The sequence below is a fragment of the Oscillatoria nigro-viridis PCC 7112 genome (assembly GCF_000317475.1).
Taxonomy (GTDB): domain Bacteria; phylum Cyanobacteriota; class Cyanobacteriia; order Cyanobacteriales; family Microcoleaceae; genus Microcoleus; species Microcoleus nigroviridis.
This window is the reverse complement of record NC_019729.1, coordinates 7,449,732-7,473,014: the sequence shown is the minus strand read 5'-3', so window position 1 is coordinate 7,473,014 and position 23,283 is coordinate 7,449,732. Positions and strand designations below refer to the sequence as shown.

The 23,283-nt window shown below is 44.1% G+C and carries 15 protein-coding genes, 1 tRNA gene and 1 pseudogene; 7 read left to right on the top strand and 10 right to left on the bottom strand.

The genetic code is table 11. The features are described from left to right. Nucleotides 1–49 precede the first annotated feature (49 nt). Together lysS and OSC7112_RS40395 are read right to left on the bottom strand one after the other, a co-directional pair. Entirely contained in the window at nt 50–1,603 is a 1,554-nt protein-coding gene (gene lysS, locus OSC7112_RS30975; RefSeq protein WP_015179618.1) for a lysine--tRNA ligase, read from the bottom strand. A gap of 309 nt (nt 1,604–1,912) precedes the next feature. Continuing rightward, nucleotides 1,913–2,050 (bottom strand): hypothetical protein, encoded by a 138-nt coding sequence (locus OSC7112_RS40395; RefSeq protein ID WP_190274302.1) that lies wholly within the window; start codon nt 2,048–2,050, stop codon nt 1,913–1,915. A 34-nt stretch (nt 2,051–2,084) separates the two neighbouring features. On the opposite strand from OSC7112_RS40395, the gene tkt reads away from it, so the two are divergent. From tkt to OSC7112_RS30945, 6 genes are all read left to right on the top strand, one after another. Then, nucleotides 2,085–4,100: a transketolase gene (tkt, locus tag OSC7112_RS30970; protein WP_015179617.1), complete on the top strand. Its 2,016-nt coding sequence runs from the start codon at nt 2,085–2,087 to the stop codon at nt 4,098–4,100. A 779-nt stretch (nt 4,101–4,879) separates the two neighbouring features. Next, the gene (locus tag OSC7112_RS34860) at nt 4,880–7,675 is read left to right on the top strand and encodes a PAS domain-containing sensor histidine kinase (protein ID WP_015179616.1); all 2,796 of its coding nucleotides are present in this window, start codon (nt 4,880–4,882) and stop codon (nt 7,673–7,675) included. A gap of 48 nt (nt 7,676–7,723) precedes the next feature. Beyond that, nucleotides 7,724–8,170 (top strand): response regulator, encoded by a 447-nt coding sequence (locus OSC7112_RS30960; RefSeq protein WP_015179615.1) that lies wholly within the window; start codon nt 7,724–7,726, stop codon nt 8,168–8,170. Nucleotides 8,171–8,477: 307 nt separating this feature from the next. Continuing rightward, nucleotides 8,478–8,603, top strand: a complete 126-nt coding sequence (locus OSC7112_RS42005) for a response regulator (protein ID WP_263053567.1) — start codon at nt 8,478–8,480, stop codon at nt 8,601–8,603. Nucleotides 8,604–8,721: 118 nt separating this feature from the next. Continuing rightward, entirely contained in the window at nt 8,722–10,230 is a 1,509-nt protein-coding gene (locus OSC7112_RS30950; protein WP_015179614.1) for a sensor histidine kinase, read from the top strand. A gap of 118 nt (nt 10,231–10,348) precedes the next feature. Further along, on the top strand, nt 10,349–11,437 hold the full coding sequence (locus OSC7112_RS30945; RefSeq protein WP_015179613.1) for a hybrid sensor histidine kinase/response regulator: 1,089 nt from the start codon (nt 10,349–10,351) through the stop codon (nt 11,435–11,437). Nucleotides 11,438–11,541: 104 nt separating this feature from the next. Here the strand turns inward: OSC7112_RS30945 and OSC7112_RS30940 are convergent, their stop codons facing one another. From OSC7112_RS30940 to OSC7112_RS36515, 5 genes are all read right to left on the bottom strand, one after another. After that, nucleotides 11,542–14,148 carry a PAS domain S-box protein gene (locus OSC7112_RS30940; RefSeq protein WP_015179612.1) on the bottom strand — a complete coding sequence of 869 codons (2,607 nt, stop codon included), beginning with the start codon at nt 14,146–14,148 and terminating at the stop codon, nt 11,542–11,544. After that, nucleotides 14,145–14,540 (bottom strand): response regulator, encoded by a 396-nt coding sequence (locus OSC7112_RS30935; protein WP_015179611.1) that lies wholly within the window; start codon nt 14,538–14,540, stop codon nt 14,145–14,147. Before OSC7112_RS30935 ends, OSC7112_RS30940 begins: the two co-directional genes overlap by 4 nt. A 125-nt stretch (nt 14,541–14,665) precedes the next feature. After that, complete coding sequence (locus OSC7112_RS30930; protein WP_015179610.1) at nt 14,666–16,102, bottom strand: hybrid sensor histidine kinase/response regulator; 1,437 nt, start codon at nt 16,100–16,102, stop codon at nt 14,666–14,668. After that, nucleotides 16,095–18,962: an ATP-binding protein gene (locus OSC7112_RS30925; protein WP_015179609.1), complete on the bottom strand. Its 2,868-nt coding sequence runs from the start codon at nt 18,960–18,962 to the stop codon at nt 16,095–16,097. Before OSC7112_RS30925 ends, OSC7112_RS30930 begins: the two co-directional genes overlap by 8 nt. A gap of 87 nt (nt 18,963–19,049) precedes the next feature. After that, nucleotides 19,050–19,289 (bottom strand): hypothetical protein, encoded by a 240-nt coding sequence (locus tag OSC7112_RS36515; protein ID WP_071884015.1) that lies wholly within the window; start codon nt 19,287–19,289, stop codon nt 19,050–19,052. A 41-nt stretch (nt 19,290–19,330) separates the two neighbouring features. Here OSC7112_RS36515 and OSC7112_RS30915 point away from each other — a divergent pair. After that, a tRNA-Arg gene (locus OSC7112_RS30915) sits at nt 19,331–19,403 on the top strand. A 72-nt stretch (nt 19,404–19,475) separates the two neighbouring features. Here OSC7112_RS30915 and OSC7112_RS30910 read toward each other — a convergent pair. The 3 genes and pseudogenes from OSC7112_RS30910 to OSC7112_RS36510 form a co-directional block, all read right to left on the bottom strand. Next, a complete protein-coding gene (locus OSC7112_RS30910) occupies nt 19,476–21,083 on the bottom strand; it encodes a diguanylate cyclase domain-containing protein (protein ID WP_041622821.1) in 1,608 nt (535 codons plus the stop codon). 13 nt (nt 21,084–21,096) lie between these two features. After that, the gene (locus OSC7112_RS30905) at nt 21,097–21,984 is read right to left on the bottom strand and encodes an alpha/beta fold hydrolase (protein ID WP_317623925.1); all 888 of its coding nucleotides are present in this window, start codon (nt 21,982–21,984) and stop codon (nt 21,097–21,099) included. A gap of 110 nt (nt 21,985–22,094) precedes the next feature. Continuing rightward, nucleotides 22,095–22,280, bottom strand: a pseudogene (locus OSC7112_RS36510) (EAL domain-containing protein); the annotation flags it as partial. Between the last annotated feature and the right edge of the window lie 1,003 nt (nt 22,281–23,283).

Genomic DNA, 23,283 nt, shown 5'->3' with positions numbered 1-23,283 from the left:
TTGGGAATTAAATGTTATTCGTGAACCCGCCCCTACAAAACCTTACGAATCAATCTTTGACCGGCCGCATTGTCGGGAACATGACGGCATCTCGGATGCTTTGAGTATTAGTTAAAAGCATCACCAATCTGTCTACGCCGATGCCCATGCCCGCACAATTAGGCATTCCCAAAGATAGCGCTTGAATAAAGTCTTCATCCATTGGATGCGCTTCGTCATCGCCGGCATTTTTCTGCGCTAACTGTTCCTCAAACCGCTTTCTTTGCTCTTTCGGATCGTTCAATTCTGAGAAGCCGTTCGAGTATTCTGTACCGTTGATAAATAGCTCGAAACGTTCTACAAATCCGGGCTTGCTGCGATGTCCTTTTGCTAAGGGACTGACTTCAACAGGGTAGTCGATGATGAATGTAGGTTGAATTAGTTTGGGAACAACTAACTTGTCAAAAACTGCATAGAGCACGTAGCCTAAACTCTGTTGTTCTAACTTAGAGAGGTGCAATTCTAGTTTGGTTGCAGAGTCGATCGCACTTTCCAAGTCCAAACTGTCAAAATCCAGCCCAAACTCGTCTCTGACAGCTTCTACCATCGTTTTCACTTGCCAGTGTTTGCCGCTGAAACCGGGATATTTTTCGCTGTAGTCGAACTTGCGTTCTAAACTAATCGTTTCCCCCTGATTTTCAATTTCTTTGACATCCCCAAATACAGCAGCCGCTGCGAAACATATCACGTCTTCGACAACTGTTAAAATGTCGAAGACATCAGCATAAGCTTGGTAAACTTCTAAAGAGGTAAACTCTGGATTGTGGGTGCTGTCAATGCCCTCATTTCTAAATGCTTTCCCTAGTTCAAATACTCGCTCGAAACCGCCGCAAATCGCTCTTTTTAAGAATAATTCTGGAGCCACTCGCAAATACAAATCCACCTCTAAAGCATTGTGGTGAGTGATGAATGGCTTGGCAGCAGCACCGCCGTAAATAGCTTGCAGTGTCGGCGTTTCTATTTCGTAAAAATTTGCTTGCCAGAGATAGGAACGGATGCTTTGAACGATGCGGCTTCGCAGCATAAAACGGTTGAGCGCATCTTGGTTGCTTGCCAAATCCATTTCGCGGTGACGGCGGCAAACTTCGGGGTCGTTAATTCCGTAATAAGCATCGGGAAATTGAATGGTAGCTTTTGATAACAGCTTTAATTCCCTCACTAAAATAGAAAGTTCTCCCCTGGGGGTGCGGCAGCCGATACCTTCGACGCCGACAAAATCGCCGACATCGAGCAATTTTTTAATTTGTTCAAAGCTCAAACCAACTTCGCCGGTTACTATTTTTTTCTCGATTTTGAGTTGAATTTTGTCTGTGGCGTCTTTTAAATCGATGAAACCAATTTTGCCGCTGTCTCGCTTGGAAGTGATGCGGCCGGCTAATCGCAGGGGAATTTCTTCGGGGTCACTTTGTCCGTTTTCGAGTTCTTTTCCCGGCTGACTAAATATTTGGCGAACTTGCTTGGCTGTGTGCGATCGCGCGTAGGATTCACTGGGATACGGTTCTATGCCTTGCGATCGCAGTTCGTCTACTTTTTGACTGCGGACTTCGGCTTCACTCAGAGTCATTAGTTATTGCCTGATTAAAATTACAAATATCTGACATCTTGCACTATTCTGGCGATCGTGCGATCGGGCGTTGCTCAAAGCAACGCCCCACAAGAAAATTCACTCTTCGCTTCACAGGCATCTTGCCTGTTCGTGACAAAGCTGCAAGATGTCAGAAACACCAAACTTTATCATAACAGGGTGGTTTTGAGAGCCAATTTGCTAAATAATTAAGTTAAACCCTCTCGTAGCCCGATCGCACAGACCCGCACTCGCCCCAGAAATATCTCCGATCGCAATTTGCGATGACTGCACAAAGCGACCGAAACATTAAAAAATTAAGTTGTCTGTCGATCGCAACTGGTGAGATGATATGTAGTGCAGCCTCACGGCAGTTCCACAGAAACTGAACAGCAGAAACGCGAGCGATCGAACTCGGCTCATCGCACCTCTGTCAGAATCGACCACACACACTCTCTCTTAACATATAAAAACCAGAATTATGGCTGTTGCAACCCAATCACTCGAAGAACTCTGCATCAACTCTATTCGCTTTTTGGCCATCGATGCGGTAGAAAAAGCAAAATCAGGACACCCGGGACTGCCGATGGGCGCTGCCCCTATGGCCTTTGTGCTGTGGGATCGGTTCATGCGGTTCAACCCCAAAAACCCCAAGTGGTTTAACCGCGATCGCTTCGTCCTCTCCGCCGGCCACGGCTGTATGCTACAGTACGCCCTCCTGTACTTGACCGGCTACGATAGCGTCACCCTCGACGACATCAAGCAATTTCGCCAGTGGGAATCCAAAACCCCCGGACACCCCGAAAACTTCGTCACCGAAGGCGTAGAAGTTACCACAGGCCCCCTGGGACAAGGAATTGCTAATGCCGTCGGTTTGGCAATGGCAGAAGCTCACCTCGCTGCTAAGTTTAACAAACCCGACCACACAATTGTTGACCACTACACCTATGTAATTTTGGGTGACGGCTGCCAAATGGAAGGTGTTTCTGGCGAAGCTTGTTCTTTGGCCGGACACCTGGGACTGGGCAAATTAATTGCCTTGTACGATGACAATCACATTTCCATTGAAGGTAATACTAATTTAGCCTTTACTGAAGATGTGGGCAAGCGTTTTGAAGCCTACGGCTGGCACGTTGTTACTGTAGATAATACCAATCTTGACGAAGATACTAGCTTAGAAGCAGTTCACAAAGCTATTGAAGAATCCAAGAAAGTGACGGACAAACCGTCGATGATTAAAATCCGCACGATCATCGGTTACGGTTCTCCGAATAAACGGGATTCTTACAGCGCTCACGGTGCTGCTTTGGGTAGCGATGAAGTGCAAGCAACTCGCGATTTCTTGAATTGGGAACACCCACCGTTTGTGGTTCCCGATGATGCTTTGGCTCACTTCCGCAAAGCAGTCGATCGCGGCGCTCAAGCTGAACAAGAATGGCAGACAGCTTTTGATGCTTATAAAGCAGCATATCCTGCAGAAGCAGCAGAATACGAGCGCACGGTGGCCGGCAAACTTCCTGAAGGTTGGGATAAAGTTTTGCCGACATACAAGCCGGAAGATAAAGCAGATTCCACTCGGAATCATTCTGGAAAGTGTTTGAATGCTTTGGCAGGTGTGCTACCTGAATTGATCGGCGGTTCCGCTGACTTGGCATCTTCTAACATGACTTTGCTCAAGGGTGAAAAAGACTTCCAAAAAGGTCAGTACGAAGGACGCAACCTGCGGTTTGGCGTGCGGGAGCACGGCATGGGCGCGATCGCCAACGGCTTGCTCCTCCACGGCGGTTTAATTCCTTACTGCGCTACTTTCTTGGTATTTGCTGACTATATGCGGGGCGCAATTCGCCTCTCTGCACTCTCGGAAGCTGGAGTTATTTATGTAATGACTCACGACTCCGTAGCCTTGGGCGAAGACGGCCCCACTCACCAACCCGTGGAAACTATCGCTTCTTTGCGCGTAATTCCCGATTTGTTGGTAATGCGCCCTGCTGATGGTAATGAAACATCCGGCGCTTACAAAGTGGCAGTTGAAAGCCGCACTCGCCCAACTTTAATGGCTTTGTCGCGCCAAAATCTGCCCAATTTGGCTGGAAGTTCGATCGAAGGAACGGCCAAAGGCGCTTACATTTTGTCCGACGACGGCGGCACTCCCGACATCATTTTAATCGGCACCGGCGGCGAAACCTACCTCTGCGTTGATGCCGCTGAAAAATTGCGCGCTGCAGGTAATAAAGTGCGCGTAGTTTCGATGCCTTGCTGGGAATTGTTCGACTTACAAGATGCCGCTTACCGCGAATCGGTACTGCCGAAAGCTGTTACTAAGCGGTTGGCCGTTGAAGCAGCTTGTAGCTTCGGCTGGGGACGTTATTTGGGTTCCGAAGGCGATAGCATCAGCATCGACAGATTCGGCGCTTCTGCACCGGGCCCCGTTGCTTTAGAAAAGTTTGGCTACACCGTTGATAATGTGGTAGCTAAGGCTCAGGCGCTGTTGGGTTAATAGCAGCAGCATAATTTTTGGTGGGGCGGGCTTCGGGCTCGCCCCATTTTTTATAGCAGAAGGAAGTTCGGCTACGGATTCGCTTTCTTGCGATGTAACAGATGTAACGGATGGATGGAAGAAGGCTTTAGTTATCTAGGAGATAAGGAAGAAGGAAGGAAAAGCTAAAATCCTAAAATCTCAAATCGGCATATAGCAATCCTTGCAGGAGTCGTAAATTTTTTACCCCACCCCAACCCTCCCCGAAGCCGCTCGCTCGGGAGTAAGAAATTCACAAATGATGCGAGGATTGCTATAGCCTTTCGACCGAAAGATGAGGTACTCTCGGGCATAGGGAATAGGGCATAGGGAATAGGGCATAGGGAATAGGACATACCTCACCACGCTTGAGAACCGCTGTATATAGGGTTTCACTTCGTCAAATCTCACATCTTGCACCATTTTCAGCAACAGGCTTTCCGGCCCGTGAAGCGAGAGATGAATTTTCTCGCTTCACGGGCCGGAAAGCCTGTTCATAAAAGAATTATTGAGAATGGTGCAACATATGAGCTATACCCAACCTAGAGCTAGCTACAGCTTGCGAATCATTGAGAATTGCTATATTAAGACTTACGGAAGAAAAACCAGTTTCTACAACAATATTCGGTTTGGCAACGAGACCTTTATGAAGCAACCGGGTTTTTAGCCTCCCGTGCCTCCAGAACTGTATATTTCAGAGAGTTAAGATAAGTTATAAGTTATTGCGTTAAATTACTCCTTCCCCATTTCCCATTCCGTTTATGATTTGGAATTTTTTAAATCATTTGTTATTCACCGGGAATTATATTCCTCACGGCCACTGTTACCTTTGGCAGCGACAGCTAGTCGCGCTCCACATAGTTTCAGACTCTATTATTGCCCTAGCCTACTATTCAATACCGCTATCGCTAATTTATTTTATATTTCAGCGAAAAGACTTGCCCTTTCGCAATATCTTTTGGCTGTTTGCAGCCTTTATTCTCTCCTGCGGCACTACTCATGTAATGGAAGTTTGGACGCTTTGGCATCCTGTTTATTGGGTTTCTGGCATTCTAAAAATTATTACCGCCGCGATTTCTGGTTACACCGCTTTTGCATTAATTCCTTTCGTTCCCCAAGCATTAACTCTCCTGAGTCCAACTCAATTAGGGATGATCGATTCCATACTGCAAAAAGAAATAATTGAACGCCGAGAAACGGAAGCTCGCTATCAAACTTTAACTGAAGCTTCGCCGGTAGGAATATTTTATGCAGATGCTGGAGGAGACTGCTTGTATGTCAACGAGCGCTGGTGTAAAATTTCGGGAATTGCCTGTGATGAAGCTTTGGGTAAAGGGTGGTTGCAAGGCATTCATCCAGACGACCGCGAGCGAGTTTTTTCTGAATGGTATAGCGCCGCGCAGGACAAATTGCCGTTTAAATCTGAGTACCGCTTTCAAGGCATTAATCACCCTCAAATCAGTTGGGTATTCGGTCAATCTGTCGGTCAAATCGGAGAAAATGGGGAGGTTAAAAGTTATGTGTGTACTATTACTGATATTACAGAACGCAAGCAGGTAGAAGAGGAAAATCGACTGCTCAATGAAACTCTGGAGCATCGAGTTGCTGAGCGCACTGCTCAAATCGAAATTTCTAACCATCAATTGCAAAAAGAAATCGCCTACCGCGAAAAAATTGCGCTCACTTTGTTGGAATTGACGCAACTGCAAAATGCAATTCTTAATAGCGCTAACTACACAATTATTTCTACAGATCCCGACGGTACAATTAAAACATTTAATCGGGCGGCAGAGCAACTTTTAGGTTATTCGCTAGAAGAAGTAGTCGGAAAAGTCACCATAGCAATAATTCACGAGCCTCTGGAGGTCGCTCAAAGAGCTGAAGTTCTTTCTCAAGAATTGGGAGTGAAAATAGAGCCGGGAATTCAAGTATTTTTTGCCTTGCCGTGCCGGGAAATCGCGGACGAAAATGAATGGACTTACATTCGCAAAGATGGTTCGCGGTTTCCGGTACTGCTGTCGGTGACTGCCTTATTTGATAGTAACGGAAATATCACTGGTTTTTTGGGTATCGGTCAGGATATTACCGATCGCAAACAAGCTGAAAAAGAGCTGCGCGACCTCACCGCAGCCATGCAAAATGCGATGGAAGGCATTTCGCGGCTGGATATTGAGGGGCGCTACGTGAATGTTAACCGAGCTTACGCTCATCAATGCGGTTACGAACCGGAACAAATGCTTGGGCTGGAATGGCAGCTCACCGTACATCCGGGCGATATTGAGATGATGCTTTCAGCTTATCAGGAAATGGTAATTTCTGGGAAAGTAGAAGTTGAAGCTAGAGGCGTCCGGAAAAATGGCTCGTTTTTTTACAAGCAATTAACGATGGTAAAAGCTTGCGACGGACAAGGGATATTTAACGGTCATCACTGTTTTATGAAAGATATCACCGAGCGAAAACTAACGGAAAGAGCGTTGCAGGAAAGCGAATTCAAGTACAGGCAAATAGTTGAATTAGCAGAAGAAGGTATTTGGGTAATTGACAGAAATGGTCTCACAACTTACGTGAACCACGCAATGGCACGAATGCTCGGCTATAGCGAATTAGAAATGTTCGGGCGATCGCTTTTTGATTTCATGGAGGAACCGGAAAAACCACAAGCTCTCGCTCTTGTCGAGCGGCGCAGGCAAGGTATTGGTGAACAACACGAATTTAAATTCAAACGCAAGGACGGCAAAGATATTTGGACTGATATGTCTACCAGTCCAGTCATGGACTCCCAGGGGAATCTGCTGTCTTGTTGCGCCTTGGTTTACAACATTACCAGCCGCAAAGAAGCAGAGCAGCAAATGCTGCAACTTACAGAAGATTTGAAGCGTTCCAACGAGGAATTAGAACAATTTGCTTATGTTGCTTCCCACGATTTGCAAGAACCGCTCCGAGCCGTTACCAGTTACACTCAATTGCTGGCCCAGCGCTATCAAGGAAATTTGGACGATCGCGCAGATAAGTATATTAATTATATTGTCGATGGCGCCACGAGAATGCAGCAGTTAATTAACGATTTGTTGGCGTATTCGCGCCTGGGAACGAGGGGTCAGGAGTTTGAGCAGGCGGACTGCAATGCTGCTGTCGAGAAAAGTTTGTGCAATTTGCAAATTGCGATCGCCGAAAGAAAAGCTGTAATCACCTGCGACGCGATGCCAACCGTGATGGCAGATGAATCTCAACTGGTGCAATTATTCCAAAATTTGATCGGCAACGGCATCAAATTTTGTCGCCAAGATATCCCATTCATTCATATCGCTGCCCGCAGGCAAGAGAGCGAATGGCTGTTCAGCGTCCGCGATAACGGCATTGGCATCGATCCGCAGTATGCCGATCGCATTTTTATCATTTTTGCGCGCCTGCACGGACGCCGCCAATATTCCGGTACTGGCATAGGTTTGGCGATGTGCAAACGCATTGTTGAACGCCACGGCGGCCGCATCTGGGTGGAATCTCAAGAGGGAAAAGGAGCGACTTTTTACTTCACTATTCCTATAATTAGTACCTGAAGCCTCAAAGTTCACTTTTGTTTTTATACTCAAAAGGATACGCCGGTTATGAGCGATCGAAGCACTGTTAGACCTATAGAGATTCTGCTAATTGAGGATTCTCCCAGCGATGCCGATTTGGCAATAGAAGTCCTCAGTCAGGGTAAAATATTGAATAACTTGCATTTTGTGGAGGATGGAGTCGAAGCAATTAAGTTTTTGCGCCGAAAAGAACCCTATCTCAGGGTACCTCGTCCCGATTTGATTTTGCTCGATTTGCATCTGCCGAAAAAAAGCGGTATTGAAGTGCTAGAAGAAATTAAAAATGACCCAACCTTAAAATTAATTCCTGTAGTGATTCTCAGCACTTCAGCAGCTCCCGAAGATATTTTTAAGTCATACTCCCTCCACGCCAACTGTTACATAACAAAACCAGTAGACTTCGTACAATTTACTAAAGTAGTCAGGTTAATTGAGGAATTCTGGCTGGCAGTCGTCAAACTTCCTCTAAATTAAACGAACAGATACTTGGCTTATGAGCGCTATAAAAATTTTTAACCTATGGAAATTGTGCTGGTGCATGATTGGCTCAACGAGGCTGAATGGACTTTATAAAAGGTGGCGACAGCCAAAATTTAACAATTTGCACAAGAGTAGAAGATAGGGTATCAGCAATGAATTTATTGAATAAAGCAGGCTTGTCTGTTCGTGTTTATATCTCGATTTAATTCTGCTTGACTTGATTTGGTATAAAAAAAACTGTGGGTAAATATCGATCTAAATTAATTCAGCACCAAAGTTAAAAATGATTCCGGTGGTAATTATGACAACCTCAGCAGCCGATGAAGAGATGCTCAAGTTTTATGCCCTGTCAGCCCGGTGCTACATGGCTAATCGTGTGGATTTTAGTCAAGTCGCTAAGCTGGTGAGATGGATTGAGGATTGGTAGCTGGTGGTGGTGACAGTTCCCAAATAATAATTTTAAAGTTGAAAATGGCAAGGGAAAGCAAAAAAGTTTAACCTAAGATTGGTAGAGTAAAAATTTTACAGTCAAAAACGTCTAAGCTATGTGGATTAAGATTCTGTTAGTAGAAGACAATCCTGCTGATGCTGATTTGCTTGCAGAACTGTTAGAAGTATCTGTGGGCGTCCAGTGGGAACTGGTGTCTGTTGAGTTCCTGCACGAGGCGATCGCACAACTGTGCAAACAACCCTTTGATGTAGTTTTGCTCGACCTTTCTTTGCCGGACAGCCGCGGTTTGGAAACCCTAACTCGCCTGCGAGAAGTTGCTCCTGATGTGCCAATGGTGGTAATGACAGGCTTGGACGATGAGGCGATAGCCCTTGAATCAGTTCGCTTGGGAGCTCAAGACTATATTGTTAAAGGTCACATTACTACTCAATTATTAGTGCGGACGATCCGCTACGCGATCGAACGATCTCAAACATTTCAAATGCTCAGGGAAAGCGAGCGGCGCTTTCGGGCGATTTTTGACTCTTCGTTTCAGCTAACCAAGCTGCTGACTCCCGAAGGAATCGTGCTGGAAGTGAACGAGACAGCCCTCGATTTTGCCGGATTGCGATCGGAGGGTATTGTAGGCCGCCCGATTTGGGAAATGGCGATTTGGGCCCAGTCGCCACAGGTTTCCGAACAATTGCAATGCGCGATCGGCAAAGCAAGTCGCGGCGAGTTTTTCCGCAGCGAAATCGACTTGTTAGGCAAAAGCGGCCAAATTATGACTGTTGATTTCTCACTGAAACCTGTTAAAAATGAAACAGGACAAGTTTTGCTGCTGATTGCGGAAGCCCGTGACATTAGCGATCGCAAACGAGCAGAAGCGGAAATTCTCAAAGCCCTCGCACGAGAAAAGGAACTTTCAGAACTGCGAGCTAAATTTGTCACAATGGTTTCCCACGAGTTCCGCACACCTTTGACAACCATCCAATTTTCCGCTGGATTGCTGCAAGATTACAGTTCTCAGTGGTCTCAAGATAAAAAATCTACTCATTTTGTGCGGATTCAATTAGCAATTAAACGCATGACAGAGTTATTAGAAGATATCCTCGTAATTGGCAAAATAGAAGCCAATACCTTGCAGTTTCAACCGGTTTCCTTAAACCTCGAAAAATTTTGCCGTCAAGTGGTAGAAGAGCAGCAGCTCAACGACAGCAACCAACACCCGATCGCCTTTCAATATGAAGGCGGCAACTGCGAGGCTCAAATGGATGAAAAACTGCTGCAGCAAATTTTGGGAAATGTCCTCTCAAATGCCATCAAATATTCTCCCGTCGGCAGTACAGTTTCGTTGCACCTCAACTGTCAAAACAAAGAAGCTGTTTTCCAAGTTCAAGACCAGGGCATCGGCATTCCCCAAGCCGATCGAGAGCGGATCTTAGAAACTTTTTACCGAGCTCAAAATGTCGGCACTATTTCGGGAACAGGTCTCGGTTTAGCAATTGTGAAGAGGGCTGTGGAACTTCACGACGGTCAACTCGCGATCGACAGTCAAGAAGGAAAAGGCACAACTTTCACTATTACCTTGCCTTTAATTTGCGCTCCAGTCAATAACAACTGAATTATCAACTATATATATCCGCAATTTAACGATTGATTAAGCGCCTAAAAAACAAAACTATCAAGTATCTGAACTCAGAATTTGTCCAACAAACTACTAACAAAAAGGAGCTATCACCGTGGCTAAAATTTTGGTAATAGAAGATGAAGAATCGATTAGAGAAAATATTTTAGATTTGCTGGAAGCCGAGAATTTTGAAGGAATAGGAGCGATTAACGGGAAAGTCGGCATCAAATTGGCGATCGAACAAATCCCGGATTTAATTTTGTGCGACATGATGATGCCGGAAGTAGACGGTCACGGCGTCATCAAAGCTTTGCGATCCGAACCCTTGACTGCCACAATTCCGTTTATTTTCCTCACAGCCAAAGCCGATAAAGTTGACGTTCGCACGGGCATGGAACTGGGAGCTGATGATTACATTACTAAGCCGTGTACGCCGCAAGAACTGCTAAAAGCGATTACTATTAGACTTGAAAAACAAAAAACAATTAGCCGACAATCTCAAAAAACGCTAGACGAATTACGCACTAATATTAGTATGTCGCTGCCCCACGAATTGCGGACTCCTTTGAATGCAATCCTGGGTTTTTCTGAGCTAATATTGTCAGAATATCAGGTTTTAGAGGAATCAGATATCTTAGAGATGATCGGTCAAATTCAAACTTCCGGTCATCGCTTGTATCGACTGATTCAGAACTTTTTGCTGTATGCGGAACTGGAGATAGCAGCCACAAATCCCGAACTGCTAAACGAGATGCGAAACAGCGAATTTAGCTGTGTAAAATCTTTGCTGAGTCAAAAAGCGCTGCAGCAAGCAAAACACGCGAATAGAAGCGACGATTTACAATTAAACTTGCAAGATTCGTCGGTAGCTATGGATTCTGTCCGACTCGCAAAAATTGTTGAAGAACTATTGGACAATGCCTTCAAATTTTCTTTAGAAGGAACCCCTGTTTTATTAAGCACTTTCGTCGAAAATCAGACTTTTGTTCTGTCTGTTACAGACAAAGGCCGCGGCATGACTGCCGATCAGATTGCACAGCTAGAAGCTTACAGGCAATTCGATCGCAAACTTTACCAACAAGCAGGTTTGGGATTGGGGCTGGCTATTGTTCAACGCCTTGTAGAATTGCACGGAGGAGAATTTAAAATAGAAAGTTTGCCGCAGCAAGAAACCATAGTTTGCGTTTCCCTGCCTGTCTAAACAATGATTATTCCAGTTTCCAAAAAGAATACAACTGTAGGCACACTCCGAAGCATTATAGCATAAGTCATTCCCTATTCTCAAATCTCAACTCTCAAATGGTATTATGCAGGAGCGATCGCTCCTTTCAGACACCGCTGCATATAAATTTGAGCTACCTTATCATTAGGGTTGATTTCCAAGCAGGCCGAAAACAATCTTATAGCTTCGCCACACTTGTCAGTATTGTAGAGTACCAAAGCTTGCTCAAAGATTGTCTTTGTCTCTAACTTTTTCTGTCGTAACTCTGGCGGATCGGCCGCAAATACTTCATACAGTGTTACCATTCGCGATTTGCCTTTAACTGTTACGCGATCGATCAACCTCAAATCATAAATATTATTTAACTGTATAAAAGTATTGTGAGTAATTAACATCGAAACTCCATACTCTTTTGTCAAATTTTCCACACGAGAGGCTAAGTTTACCGCATCGCTAATCACCGTGCTGTCCATCCGACTTTGACCGCCAACCGTGCCTAACATCAAAGAACCCGTATTGATGCCAATGCCAATTTGCAGCGGCGGGCAATCGGATCGAGTGCGACTAATATTATACTCCTTAAGCTGTTCTAGCATTGCAATTCCAGCTTTCACAGCATGATCCGCACTGCCATCAAACAGCGCCATAATCGCATCGCCCATGTATTTATCAATAAAACCAAAATTGTCAGTAATTGCCGGTTCCATCCGCGACAAATAACCATTAATAAATTGAAAATTTTCTTCGGGATTCATCCTTTCCGAAAGAGAAGTGAAATCGCGGATATCTGAAAACAGCACCGACATTTCTTTCTGTACCTGATCGCCTAATTTGACTTCCAGAATACTTTCATATCCCAGAAAGTGTAGAAACTCGTGCGGCACAAACCGCCCGTAAGCATCTGTTAATTTTTCTTCTGCTGCTAAAGCTTTTTGCAACTCGTCTGTGAATTGGCGGCGCTCGGTTTCTACCTCTAGACGTTCCGTGATGTCTTGAAAAGCGGCGATCGCGTAAACTATGTTTTTCCGTTCGTCGTAGATTGGAGTCGCCCAAACCTCGATCGGCACAATCCGATCCGACCCATGAATTTCTAGATCGTCCATACGCACAAATTCTCCCCGCAACGCCCGAACAATCGGTTGGCTATCCCTCGGATACAATTGATTAGTTCCAGCGTCGTAAAAATTATAAGCTTCAGGAAATTGGTCAGTACCCCCATCAAAAATTAAACCTTGGGCTAGTATCCTTTCGCCCCAAGAATTCATGTAAAAAGGTTTACCCTTACCATCGACAACAAATATTCCCACTGGCATCGCTTCCAGGAATTGAGTCAATCGGCTTTCGTTTTCTGACAGTGCCTCATTTAACTTTTCCTCGGCTGCTAAAGCTTTTTCTAAATCATTAGTAAACCTGATTCGTTCCACTTCCACCTGTCTTTGCAAACTAATATCCTTAGCAAAACCCTGATAGTAAAGCACTTCACCGTTAGCATCGTAAACTGTGCGCGCATACTCAGAAATCCAGATAATGCTGCCATCTCGACAGTAAACCTGAGACTCAAACTCACACAGAGTACCGTGCTGTTTCATCAGCGCCAAAAACTCTTGACGGCGGTTCGGTTCCACGTACAATTGCTGCTGAATATCATTAATACTTTCTATCAATTCTGACGCGGAATCGTAGCCGTAAATTTCCGCCAGAGCAGGATTCGCACTGATAAAATGTCCGTCTGGAGTCGTCTGAAAAATACCTTCTAGAGCATTTTCAAATATCCCGCGATACTTCTCTTCAGCTTGAATTAGCGCCGCTTCAGCTTCCTTGCGTTCAGTTATGTCACTAAAAGCAATAATCGCATAGGAAATGTCGCCTGTAGGATCGTAAATTGGAGTTGCCCAACTCTCTACAGGAATAATCTTATTAGCTGTACGAATTTCTATACCCTCAGTCCGCACATTTTCGCCCCGAAGCGCCCGCATAATTGGCAATTCTTCCACGGGGCATCTCTGATTAGTCCCGGCTTTATAGAATTGATAAATTGCTGCTTTTTGCTCTGAATTAATATGCGGCACAGTGCCTTTGCCAAATACATCCCGCGCTTTCTGGTTAGCATAGAAAGATTGCCCGTTTGCATCAAGTACGCACACGCCCAATGGCATAGCTTCTAGATATTGCGTCAAGCGACTTTCGTTTTCATGAAGTTTGGCAATCAGCATCGCCTGCTTGCGGTTTAATTTTACCAACTCCTGATTCATTTCCTGAAGTTCTCTTTGTTTTTCCGCTAATTGTTTATCTTGAAAATATCTATATATGGCCTCAGTGACAGTTAATTTTAAGTCATCACATTGCCAAGGTTTAGGTATATATCGGTACAATTTAGCATAGTTAATAGCATTGGCTACCGCCTCCAAATCTGCCTGCCCCGTCAGCATGATCTTGAGACAGTTCGGCGAGATAGCATGAACGCTCCTTAATAGTTCGTCTCCTTTCATACTAGGCATGATATGATCCGAAATAACCAAAGGAACTTCATACTGTTCTGCTAACAGTTCTGACAGCAACTCTAAAGCTTCTTCGCCACTTTGGGCCGTTTCAATTAAATATTTATCTTGAAAAGCTTTTAGCAGGTCTATTTCCAGACTATCGAGTATAGTCTGCTCATCATCGACACAAATAATGACTGGTTTTTTCATAAATTTCCTAGACCAGACTTAATCGCTTCAATTAATTCTTGATTTCGCCAAGGTTTTTCTATAAAAGCATGAAGATTTGCTTGAGTTTTTGTGCGTTCGATTGCTTCTTTGTCTGCTTGTCCTGTCAGCATCACTGTCACAATTTGCGGATATTTTTGATGAATTTTAATCAGCAACTCATCTCCTTTCATTCCGGGCATCAACCAATCAGAGACAATTACTAAAATTTTAACTTCAGCTTCACATAGCTCTTCAATAATTTCCAGGGCTTCGGCAGCACTTTCAGCAAATTCGCAAAGATATTTACCGTTAAATGCCTGTTGCAGTTCAATTTCCAGACTTTCCAACACTCCTACTTCATCGTCCACACACAAAATTGCTGATTTAGACATCGCTAGTTTCCTTCTTTAGTGTGGCAGGGTGAACCCCCGTGGGCAGTACACCGTTTTCCAAATTCTACATTCTGCGCGGGTAGACTGCAAATTTTCGCCCCAGACTTCAGTCTCCGGCACTTTACCTACTCAGTTAAATTAATCGGCAAAGACACGGTAAATGCTGTTTTACCGGGCATCGACTGCACATCAATTTTACCCTGATGTTTTTCAATTATTTTTTTGACAATATCCAGTCCCAACCCGCTGCCTTCTCCCGCAGGTTTGGTAGTAAAAAAAGGCTCAAAAATTTTCGGAATAATCTCTGGTTGAATCCCCTTACCGCTGTCAATAATTTTTACCAACACGCTGGTATCTTGTTGTACCGCGTCAATTGTTAAAGTTCCTTGATTGTCCATTGCTTGTAAGGCATTGTGAATTAAATTTGTCCAAACTTGATTGAGTTCGTCGGGATAACACAGTACCACAGGCAATTTATCTTGATAGTTTCTGATGACTTCCACACCCTGCTTGATTTGGTTTTGATAAAGAGTTAATACAGTTTCAATTCCATCCGTAATATTCACCTGTATTTTTTCCCCATTTACATCGTAACGCGCATAATTTTTCAGAGCAAAGACGACTTTTGCAGCGCGTTCAGTAGCGGTAGCGATGGTTCTGGCGCTTCTGTGAATGCTAGCAAACTCGTAGGCTGTTTTGATAATATTTTCGCTGTCAGGATCTTTTAGCAACGACAAGAATTCTTGCAGATTTCCTTGCAATCCGATATTGACTAAAATACTAGCAAGGCTGTCAGCATTGTCAATGCCTTCCGACTCTAGTTGCTGCTTCACGCCTTTTTTCAAAATTCGTTTTTCTCTAGTAGATAAAGAGTAATTTTGTTGACTAGAACTGTACATCAAACGCAAGAAGTCGTGCTGGCGTTCTGCTGACAGTTCTTTAAAAAAAACTGGCAAACTTTCGAGATTGTTATCCAAAAAGCTGGTAATATTTCCAATAGACGATCGAATCGCCCCCAGCGGCGTATTAATTTCGTGAGCAATGCCCGCAATTAGTTGCCCTAATGCTGCCATTTTTTCTGATTGCACTAATTGATTCTGAGTAGCTTGCAGTTGCTCTAAAGTGAGGGTCAGTTCATCGTTTTTTTGTTGGAGCTTTTTTTGCAACTGGCACATTGCTAAATGGGTTTCTACCCTAACTAGAACCTCTTCCACCTGAAAGGGCTTGGTAATATAATCTACCCCGCCCACAGCAAAGGCTTTGACCTTATCAAGTACGTCATTAATCGCGCTAATAAAAATTACCGGAATGTCGCGAGTGCGTTCATCAGCTTTGATCTTTTCGCAAACTTCATACCCATTCATTTCGGGCATCATAATATCCAGCAAAATCAAATCGGGAGGCATACCTTTTGCCGCCGAAAGCGCTAAATCGCCGCTAGGTACGGGGCGGACTTTATAGCCTTTGCTATTCAAAATTCCGGCTAGCAGCCGCAAATTAGCTGGGGTGTCGTCAACTACTAAAATATTACCGCGATCGGTGCTAAGAATGTTGTTATTCATGTGATATTGCTTGAGATATTAACTTTAAAACTTTGTCGTACTCAAAATTTTCTATACAATTTGCGATCGCACTTGCCGTTACTGCATCCTTTAATCTAATTTGCTCGATCGAGCTATCAATTAAATCCATATCTGCATTCAGTATCGCTAGCTTTAAATCAGCTACCAGCGACTCAGGCAATTTTACGAAATCAGCCGCACTCATTGCGCGATCGCCCTCTTTGATTGCCGATAAATTAGTGTGACCCGGATCTTCATAAATATAGCGCACTCCGATATGTTTGTGCATAGCATCAAAAATATCGGCTTCCCGGAAAGGCTTCCGCAGAAAAGCATCGCAGCCCGCCGATAAAATAACTGCCCGTTCTTCCTCCAAAACGCTCGCTGTCAGCGCAATAATTGCAGTAGCTTGACCTTTAATAGTACGTTTAATGTATTGCGTAGCTTCGTAGCCGTCCATCACAGGCATTCTCATGTCCATCCAAATTAGATGCGGTTCCCAACTATCCCAAATCTCAATAGCTTCTTGACCGTTAGTAGCTTCTTTTAGTTCAAAACCCAGAGGCGAGAGGATTTTAATTAACAGTTGGCGGTTGAGCTGTTTATCGTCTACTATCAAAATTCGATAGGTGTGTTGGTTGGGAACCAGAGCTATAACATTCCGGCTCGGTTTTAGGCTTTCAATATCAGCCGCATCTACCGCAATAACTTGAATGTCAAACTTAAAATTAGTTCCCTTACCAACAGCAGAACAGACGCTCATTTCGCCGCCCATTAATTCCACAAATTGGCGACTGATTGGCAATCCCAACCCGGTACCTTCTTGCGAATCTTTGCCTGTCTTGGTTTGCACGAAAGGTTCAAAAATATCGTCTAATTCATTGGTAGCAATACCGGGACCAGTATCCTCGACTTCAAAATGAAGGAAGAAGGAAGAGGTAGAAGCTGCATCGTCATTTGGGGTGGCAATAATCTGGTTGTTCGACTGACAGATTTGAGATATTTTAATATCATTAATTGCGGAATTTTCTGTACTTTTTGGTACTTCCGAGGGTTCAAAATTCCCCCCTTCTGGCTGCTGATTTCGGCCTAATGACTGTTTGCTAACTCTGACCGCTACACCGCCCTCATGGGTAAATTTAAGAGAGTTATTGAGCAGATTAATTAAGATTTGCCGCAACTTTAACTCGTCAGTTTCTATGTATTGTGGCACATCGGGACTGCGGTCAAAAACCAACTGCAATTGCTTGTCATGTGCTTTGAGTTGAAACATATCTTCCAAGTCGTTTAGCAGGCGATAGAGGTCGATTTTATGGGGATTGAGGGTGGTGCGCCCCGATTCAATTTTCGATAAATCCAGCACGTTATTAATCAGGGTAAGGAGGTGTTCTCCGCTGCTCCTAATTATGCTAATATTTTCTTGATGTTCTGGGGATAGAGTTTGGCTGCGAGTCATCAGTTGGGAAAAGCCGAGAATTGCATTGAGAGGCGATCGCAATTCGTGGCTCATATTAGCAAGAAAAGTGCTTTTAGCTTGATTCGCTACTTCCGCTTTGTCTTTAGCTACAGCCAATTCTGCCGTCCGCTCTTGCACTCGCTGTTCTAAAGTTTCAAAAGATTGTTGCAGTTGTTGAGCCATGCTGTTAAATGACTTGGCTAATTCCCCCAATTCGTCGGAGCGTTCGCTTTCTACTGTTTTGTCCCATTCACCTTTAGCAATATTTTTGGCTGCTGTATTTAAGCTCAAAATAGGATTTGTCACCCACTGAGAAGTCTGAATGCCGATCGCCACAGCTACTCCTAAAGCTGCGAAACAAAGCAAAACCGCTGTGCGGGTATTGGCATCGATTTCTTTGGTGAAATCTGCTTCGGGAACAACTACGACAATCAGCCAATCTAAACCTTTGCCGTCTTGAAACGGCAGGACTTTTAAAAATTGCCGCTTGTCATCTATTTCAAAGCTCAATAACTCGGATTTTTTAATTTGGTCTAACTTTTTAAAGTTTGCAGTCAAATATTTAGCTGTCGCTTGAGTAAAAGGGTTGCTGCTTTCTGTAACTTTAAACAATAGTTTTTTATTACCTTTGGTGCGAAAGGGTGTTTCGGCGGTGGAAGTTGCTAACAAAGTACCCTGGCGATCGATAATAAATGTTTGACCGGATTTGCCAACTTTGAGACTGTTGAGAAATCTCCCAAGATGGTCGAGACGCAAGGCAGTAAATAAGACTCCTTCTAGCTGATTTTTTTCGCTGTATACGGGTTGGAGAGCGCTGATAAGTAATGTCGGCTCTAGTAAGGAAACAAAAACCGAACTCCAAGTAGGTTTACCGACTATTACGGCTTTTTTGTACGCAGGATGTTGCCGATTATCATAGTTTTTGGCAATGGTAGTAACTGTAGTGCGATCGCCTCGCTCGTTCGTATTGTAAGAATTAAAATTTAACCCAGTAGATGTTTCTATCACATTAATCATTCGGGAGCCGTTAGACAGTTGTTCACCAGCTCTATAATCTCCCTTATTGTTGCCAACGGAGGTAAAATTGATATATGGATATAATTGTACTTGCCGCCAAAGATATTTCTCCCAAGCTGATAATTTTTCCATTTTTAACAAGCCGAGCTTGACAGCATCCAGCTTGGTTTGATTGATTTCATGGGGAGTTGTCAGGTAAACTTGCAGGTTTTGCTCGACACGCAAACTCACCTCGCTCATTAACTGACTGGCAAGGTTATTAACTGCTTTTTGTCCGTTTCTAAAAGACAGATATCCTACGAGTCCCACGGCTCCCACGATTTGCAATACAAATGGAACTATCAGAACAGTTCGCAGCGGTAATTTGTCTAAAATTTTAGAAACCATAAGATTGAGGGGTTTGGTGAACTTAGTCTAGAACCCTATTTGCACAACTGGTCTTAACAGCAGCACCATTTATTTACTGCCGCTTAGCTAGGGGGAATAGATGCAGGCTATTTTAGCTGTGGTAGATGCTCGACCCCGATCGAATGTGAACCTAATGTTTGCTCGATTAAAGTCTATTATTTTACCCATTGTCGTATTATTGTTGCCATTTACGTAAAAGTTGCAGTCTTTGGCTTCGAGAACAGTCTGATATTCGATCGCGCGGGCGAGTTTAACCCGCTTGACCCATGCGGTTTGGAGGTCGGGCAGGAAATTTGCGATCGGCACTCGCCATTTTCCGCAAGATGTGTTATACTGTAAAAAGTCGAGGGCACGTAGCTCAGTGGATAGAGCATCAGGTTCCGGTCCTGAGGGTCGGGGGTTCAAATCCCTCCGTGCTCACTGAAATTTATAAAATGACTGATTTTGAGAGACCGGGGACAAATTTTTATCCTCGGTCTCAATTATTGTGATTTAAGCGTCAGTGTCAAAAATCGAATCGCCGCTGTAGTCGCAGGTAGCGGACTGATTGCGCCCCTGTTGCTTGGCACGGTATAGTGAACGATCGGCGATCGCAATCAAGTCAGCCGATGATAGTTCCGAAATCGGAATCAAGTTGGCGATACCCATACTAATAGTAACTACATCGCTCACATCAGAGGTTTTGTGAGGAATATGTAAAGCTTGAATAGCAGCGTGAATCCGTTTGGCCACCGCACTCGCTCCTTCAATATCTGTATTAGGCAAAATGATGCCAAATTCTTCTCCGCCGTAACGCGCCACCAAATCCGCCGGACGGTACACCACCTCTTGCACAGTCTGAGCAAGTTTGAACAGACAATTATCCCCCATTTGATGACCGTAGCAATCATTATAACGTTTGAAATAATCCACATCAAACAACAAAAGAGAAATAGGTTTTTGTTCCCGGTATAGCCGCTGCCATTCATGCTCTAAGCGGTCATTAAAACAGCGGCGATTAGCAATTTGAGTCAACCCATCAATATTTACCACTTGTTCTAAAAGGTGAGTAGCGCGGGCTAGCTCTTCGTTAGAGAGTGCCAGTTGTTGATTAATTTCTCTCATGCGCGCTTGGGCCTGCTGCCTTTCTGCCAATTCCTTCTGTAACTTCTGAAAAATATCCGCTTGTTTAATGGCGATCGCTAACTGATTAGCAATCTGTTTAACAAGGTCAACTTCAAATTCTTCCCATTGGCGAGGAGCAGAACATTGATGAATACATAACAACCCCCACAAATCTTGTCCATTCAGCAACGGCGCAACTAAATTAGCTCGAACCGGAAATTTTTTCCAAAGAGCGCGGTAACAGTGTTGAAGGTCAATCTTATTGATATCTTCAACTACCTGAATTATCCCTGCTTGATATGAATCAGGATCTTGTTCACCACCACACGAGTCGTTAAATTGATTTCTGCTTACCAATTTACATCCTTCGGCTACGGATTCTGAAACCAACTCACCATATCCAAAATTACTGTCAGGATCGAACTTAAATATGCCGACGCGCTCGGCATCAAGAAACAGGCGAATCTCCTGCGAAGCAATCTCAAAAATTGTAGACAAATCAAGAGATTGACGGATGTGTTGAGTAATTTCTTGAAGTAATATCGCCTTGTCGTACAGTTGCCGCAGGGCTATTTCCGCTTGCTTTTGGGCGAGAATAGCTGCCTCTGCTGCTTTTTTGGCTTTAATAATTTCACCTTCGTACAGGATACGCTGGCGGATACATATCAAAATGCAATCGTTGACGAAGTTTCCTCCCTGATTCCGACGCACAGCGTTGATCAGCATGGGTATATCACTACCCTGCTTTGACCTTAATGAGAAGTAAATTTCCTCTACTTTACCGTCGAGCTTTAACAGGGGGAAGAAATGGGTTTGAAAAAAAATCTTGCTGGCTATTGGCAGAATGGATTCCATCTTCTGTCCCCGCAGTTCATCGCTTTCGTATCCGAGTAATTGCAGTAATGTGGCGTTGACCATTACGATCGTACCATCGTCAGCAAACGAGAGGAATCCACAGGGTGACGTGTTGAGTCGCTCGTCTATTTGGTAGGTCATGTTTGCATACAAATCAGGTAGTATGAGGTACACTCAAATACTCCTTAATCATCTCGATCGTCTCTTGTGGATGACTCAGGTGGGGGCAATGTCCCGTAGCTTTCATCAGCCGTAGCGTACTTTTAGGTAGGTGGCGGTGGAGGTAATGCCCTACCTCGGTGGGAGCAATCACGTCATCAGCACATTGCAATATCAGTGAAGGTACTGATACCTTGGGTAAATCACTGCGATTGTCAGAGTAAAAAGTTACTTCGGCAAAGCGACTTGCAATCACCGGATCGGTGGAGCAAAAACTTGTCTCAAGTTCCTCACTTAACTCAGGACGATCCTGATTCTGCATCACCATTGGCGCCAGAAAGCTTGCCCAACCAATGTAATTTTTCTCCATAATATCGAGGAGATCCTCAATATCTTTGCGATCGAACCCTCCGTAATAATTTGGTAAATCATTGATGTAGCAGGGTGAAGGCCCTAGGAGAATCAGGCGATTAAAGTAATTAGGAGCTTGAATAGAGGACAGGATGCCGATAATACTGCTGACCGAATGACCGACAAAAATCACATCAGCCAACGCCAATTCTTCACAAATATCGAGGACATCCTGAACATACCCATTGAGGTCGCTGTAACGTTCATAACTGTACGCACTAATATCAGACTTTCCAGAACCTACATAATCAAATAGGATGATTTTGTAGTCCTTCTCGAAGGCCAGTGTTACGAAACGCCACATATTTTGATCGCACCCAAATCCATGAGCAAACATCATCGTCTGGGTGCCTTGTCCAAACACTTTTATATTATTCCGTAAGAAAATATTTTTAGTCATTTGAGCGACACGAGCATTAAATTGATTATAAGACTTTTGCGCGCTTTCATGAGGGAGAATTGCCGATCCCACATAGTCGTAGACAACAATTCAGGATGTCGGATTAATTGAATGGCAACCTCAGCAATGGCAGGCTTCCTCAACATATAACGCTGCCCGATTTCCTAGGTGCTCGCTTGTAACTATTCCCATTTCGCTGGGGTTTCCATTCCTTCGGCAATTATGCTCAGATTTAAGCCATCTGGGATTGCAACTATGGCTTTGGCAATTCCGCGATCGCTCGGATCGCTGGCTAAATCGCCCACAAATGAGCGATCGATTTTGAGCGACTTCACCGGAAAATTTTTCAGGTTGTTAAAAGCAGCATAGCCAGTCCAAAATCATCGACATAAATGCCAATACCATGCTCCGATAATTGGCTCAAAAGATTGTAGGTAATGTGAACATTAAGCATCTTGACAGTTTCCGTAATCTCTAGCTATAGATATTTTGGCTTCATCTCGGTGCGCTCAACAATGCGATCGCTCTTAGCGATTAAAGTCGGTTGGCTGAGTTGACGTGCCGACAGATTCACCGCGATCTTAGGAAGAATTAGTCCTGCTGCTAGGCACTGCTGATATTGCCAGCCAGCTTGCTCTCAAACCCATTTGCCCCATGCCAACATCAATCCAGTTTTTTCGGCGATGCGAATAAATCGATGGTCATGAACCCAAGCTAGCTCAGGACAATACCCTCCTACTATAACTTTAACACCAGCAAGGCTACCTGTTTGCCAATCGAGCTGAGGTTGAGCGTACAGGAAGCCTTCACCTTCCAAGCACAATTCAAAGAATTTGCGATCGCCAGGGTATTGGATTTGGCCCAAGGTATGGTGGCCGTGTAAAAACTATAGGTATTGGGCCCGATACCTTAACGTAATATAGGGAAATATCGGCATTTTTGACCAAGCTATCGAAATTCTTTTCATCTTGTGGATCTAGGGAGACGCCAATACTGGTGATGAGGTGTAAATAATGATTTTTGAGAATAAAATTACTTTTAATATTTTTTTAGAGGCAATCCCCCGTGATTCCGCTAATTTAGGGGTAGTAAGGATAGGCACGACGCGGCACCTGCTAAGCCAGAAAGATTTTCTGGTATGTTCGACAATCGGATTGGGACAGGATTTTATGATTTTTGAGATGTGATTGAAATATACAATTTAGAGGGACAACAGCTTACCCCTAGATTTTTAGCACAACCTATTGAGTGGGATTGCTATAGCAAAAGGCGCTGATGAAGAAGGCAATAAAAGCTCATATTTCAGCACTTAAGAACATCCAAAACATTGTCGCGGTTGCTATAAATGTTTACAAACTCCTCAAATTAAAA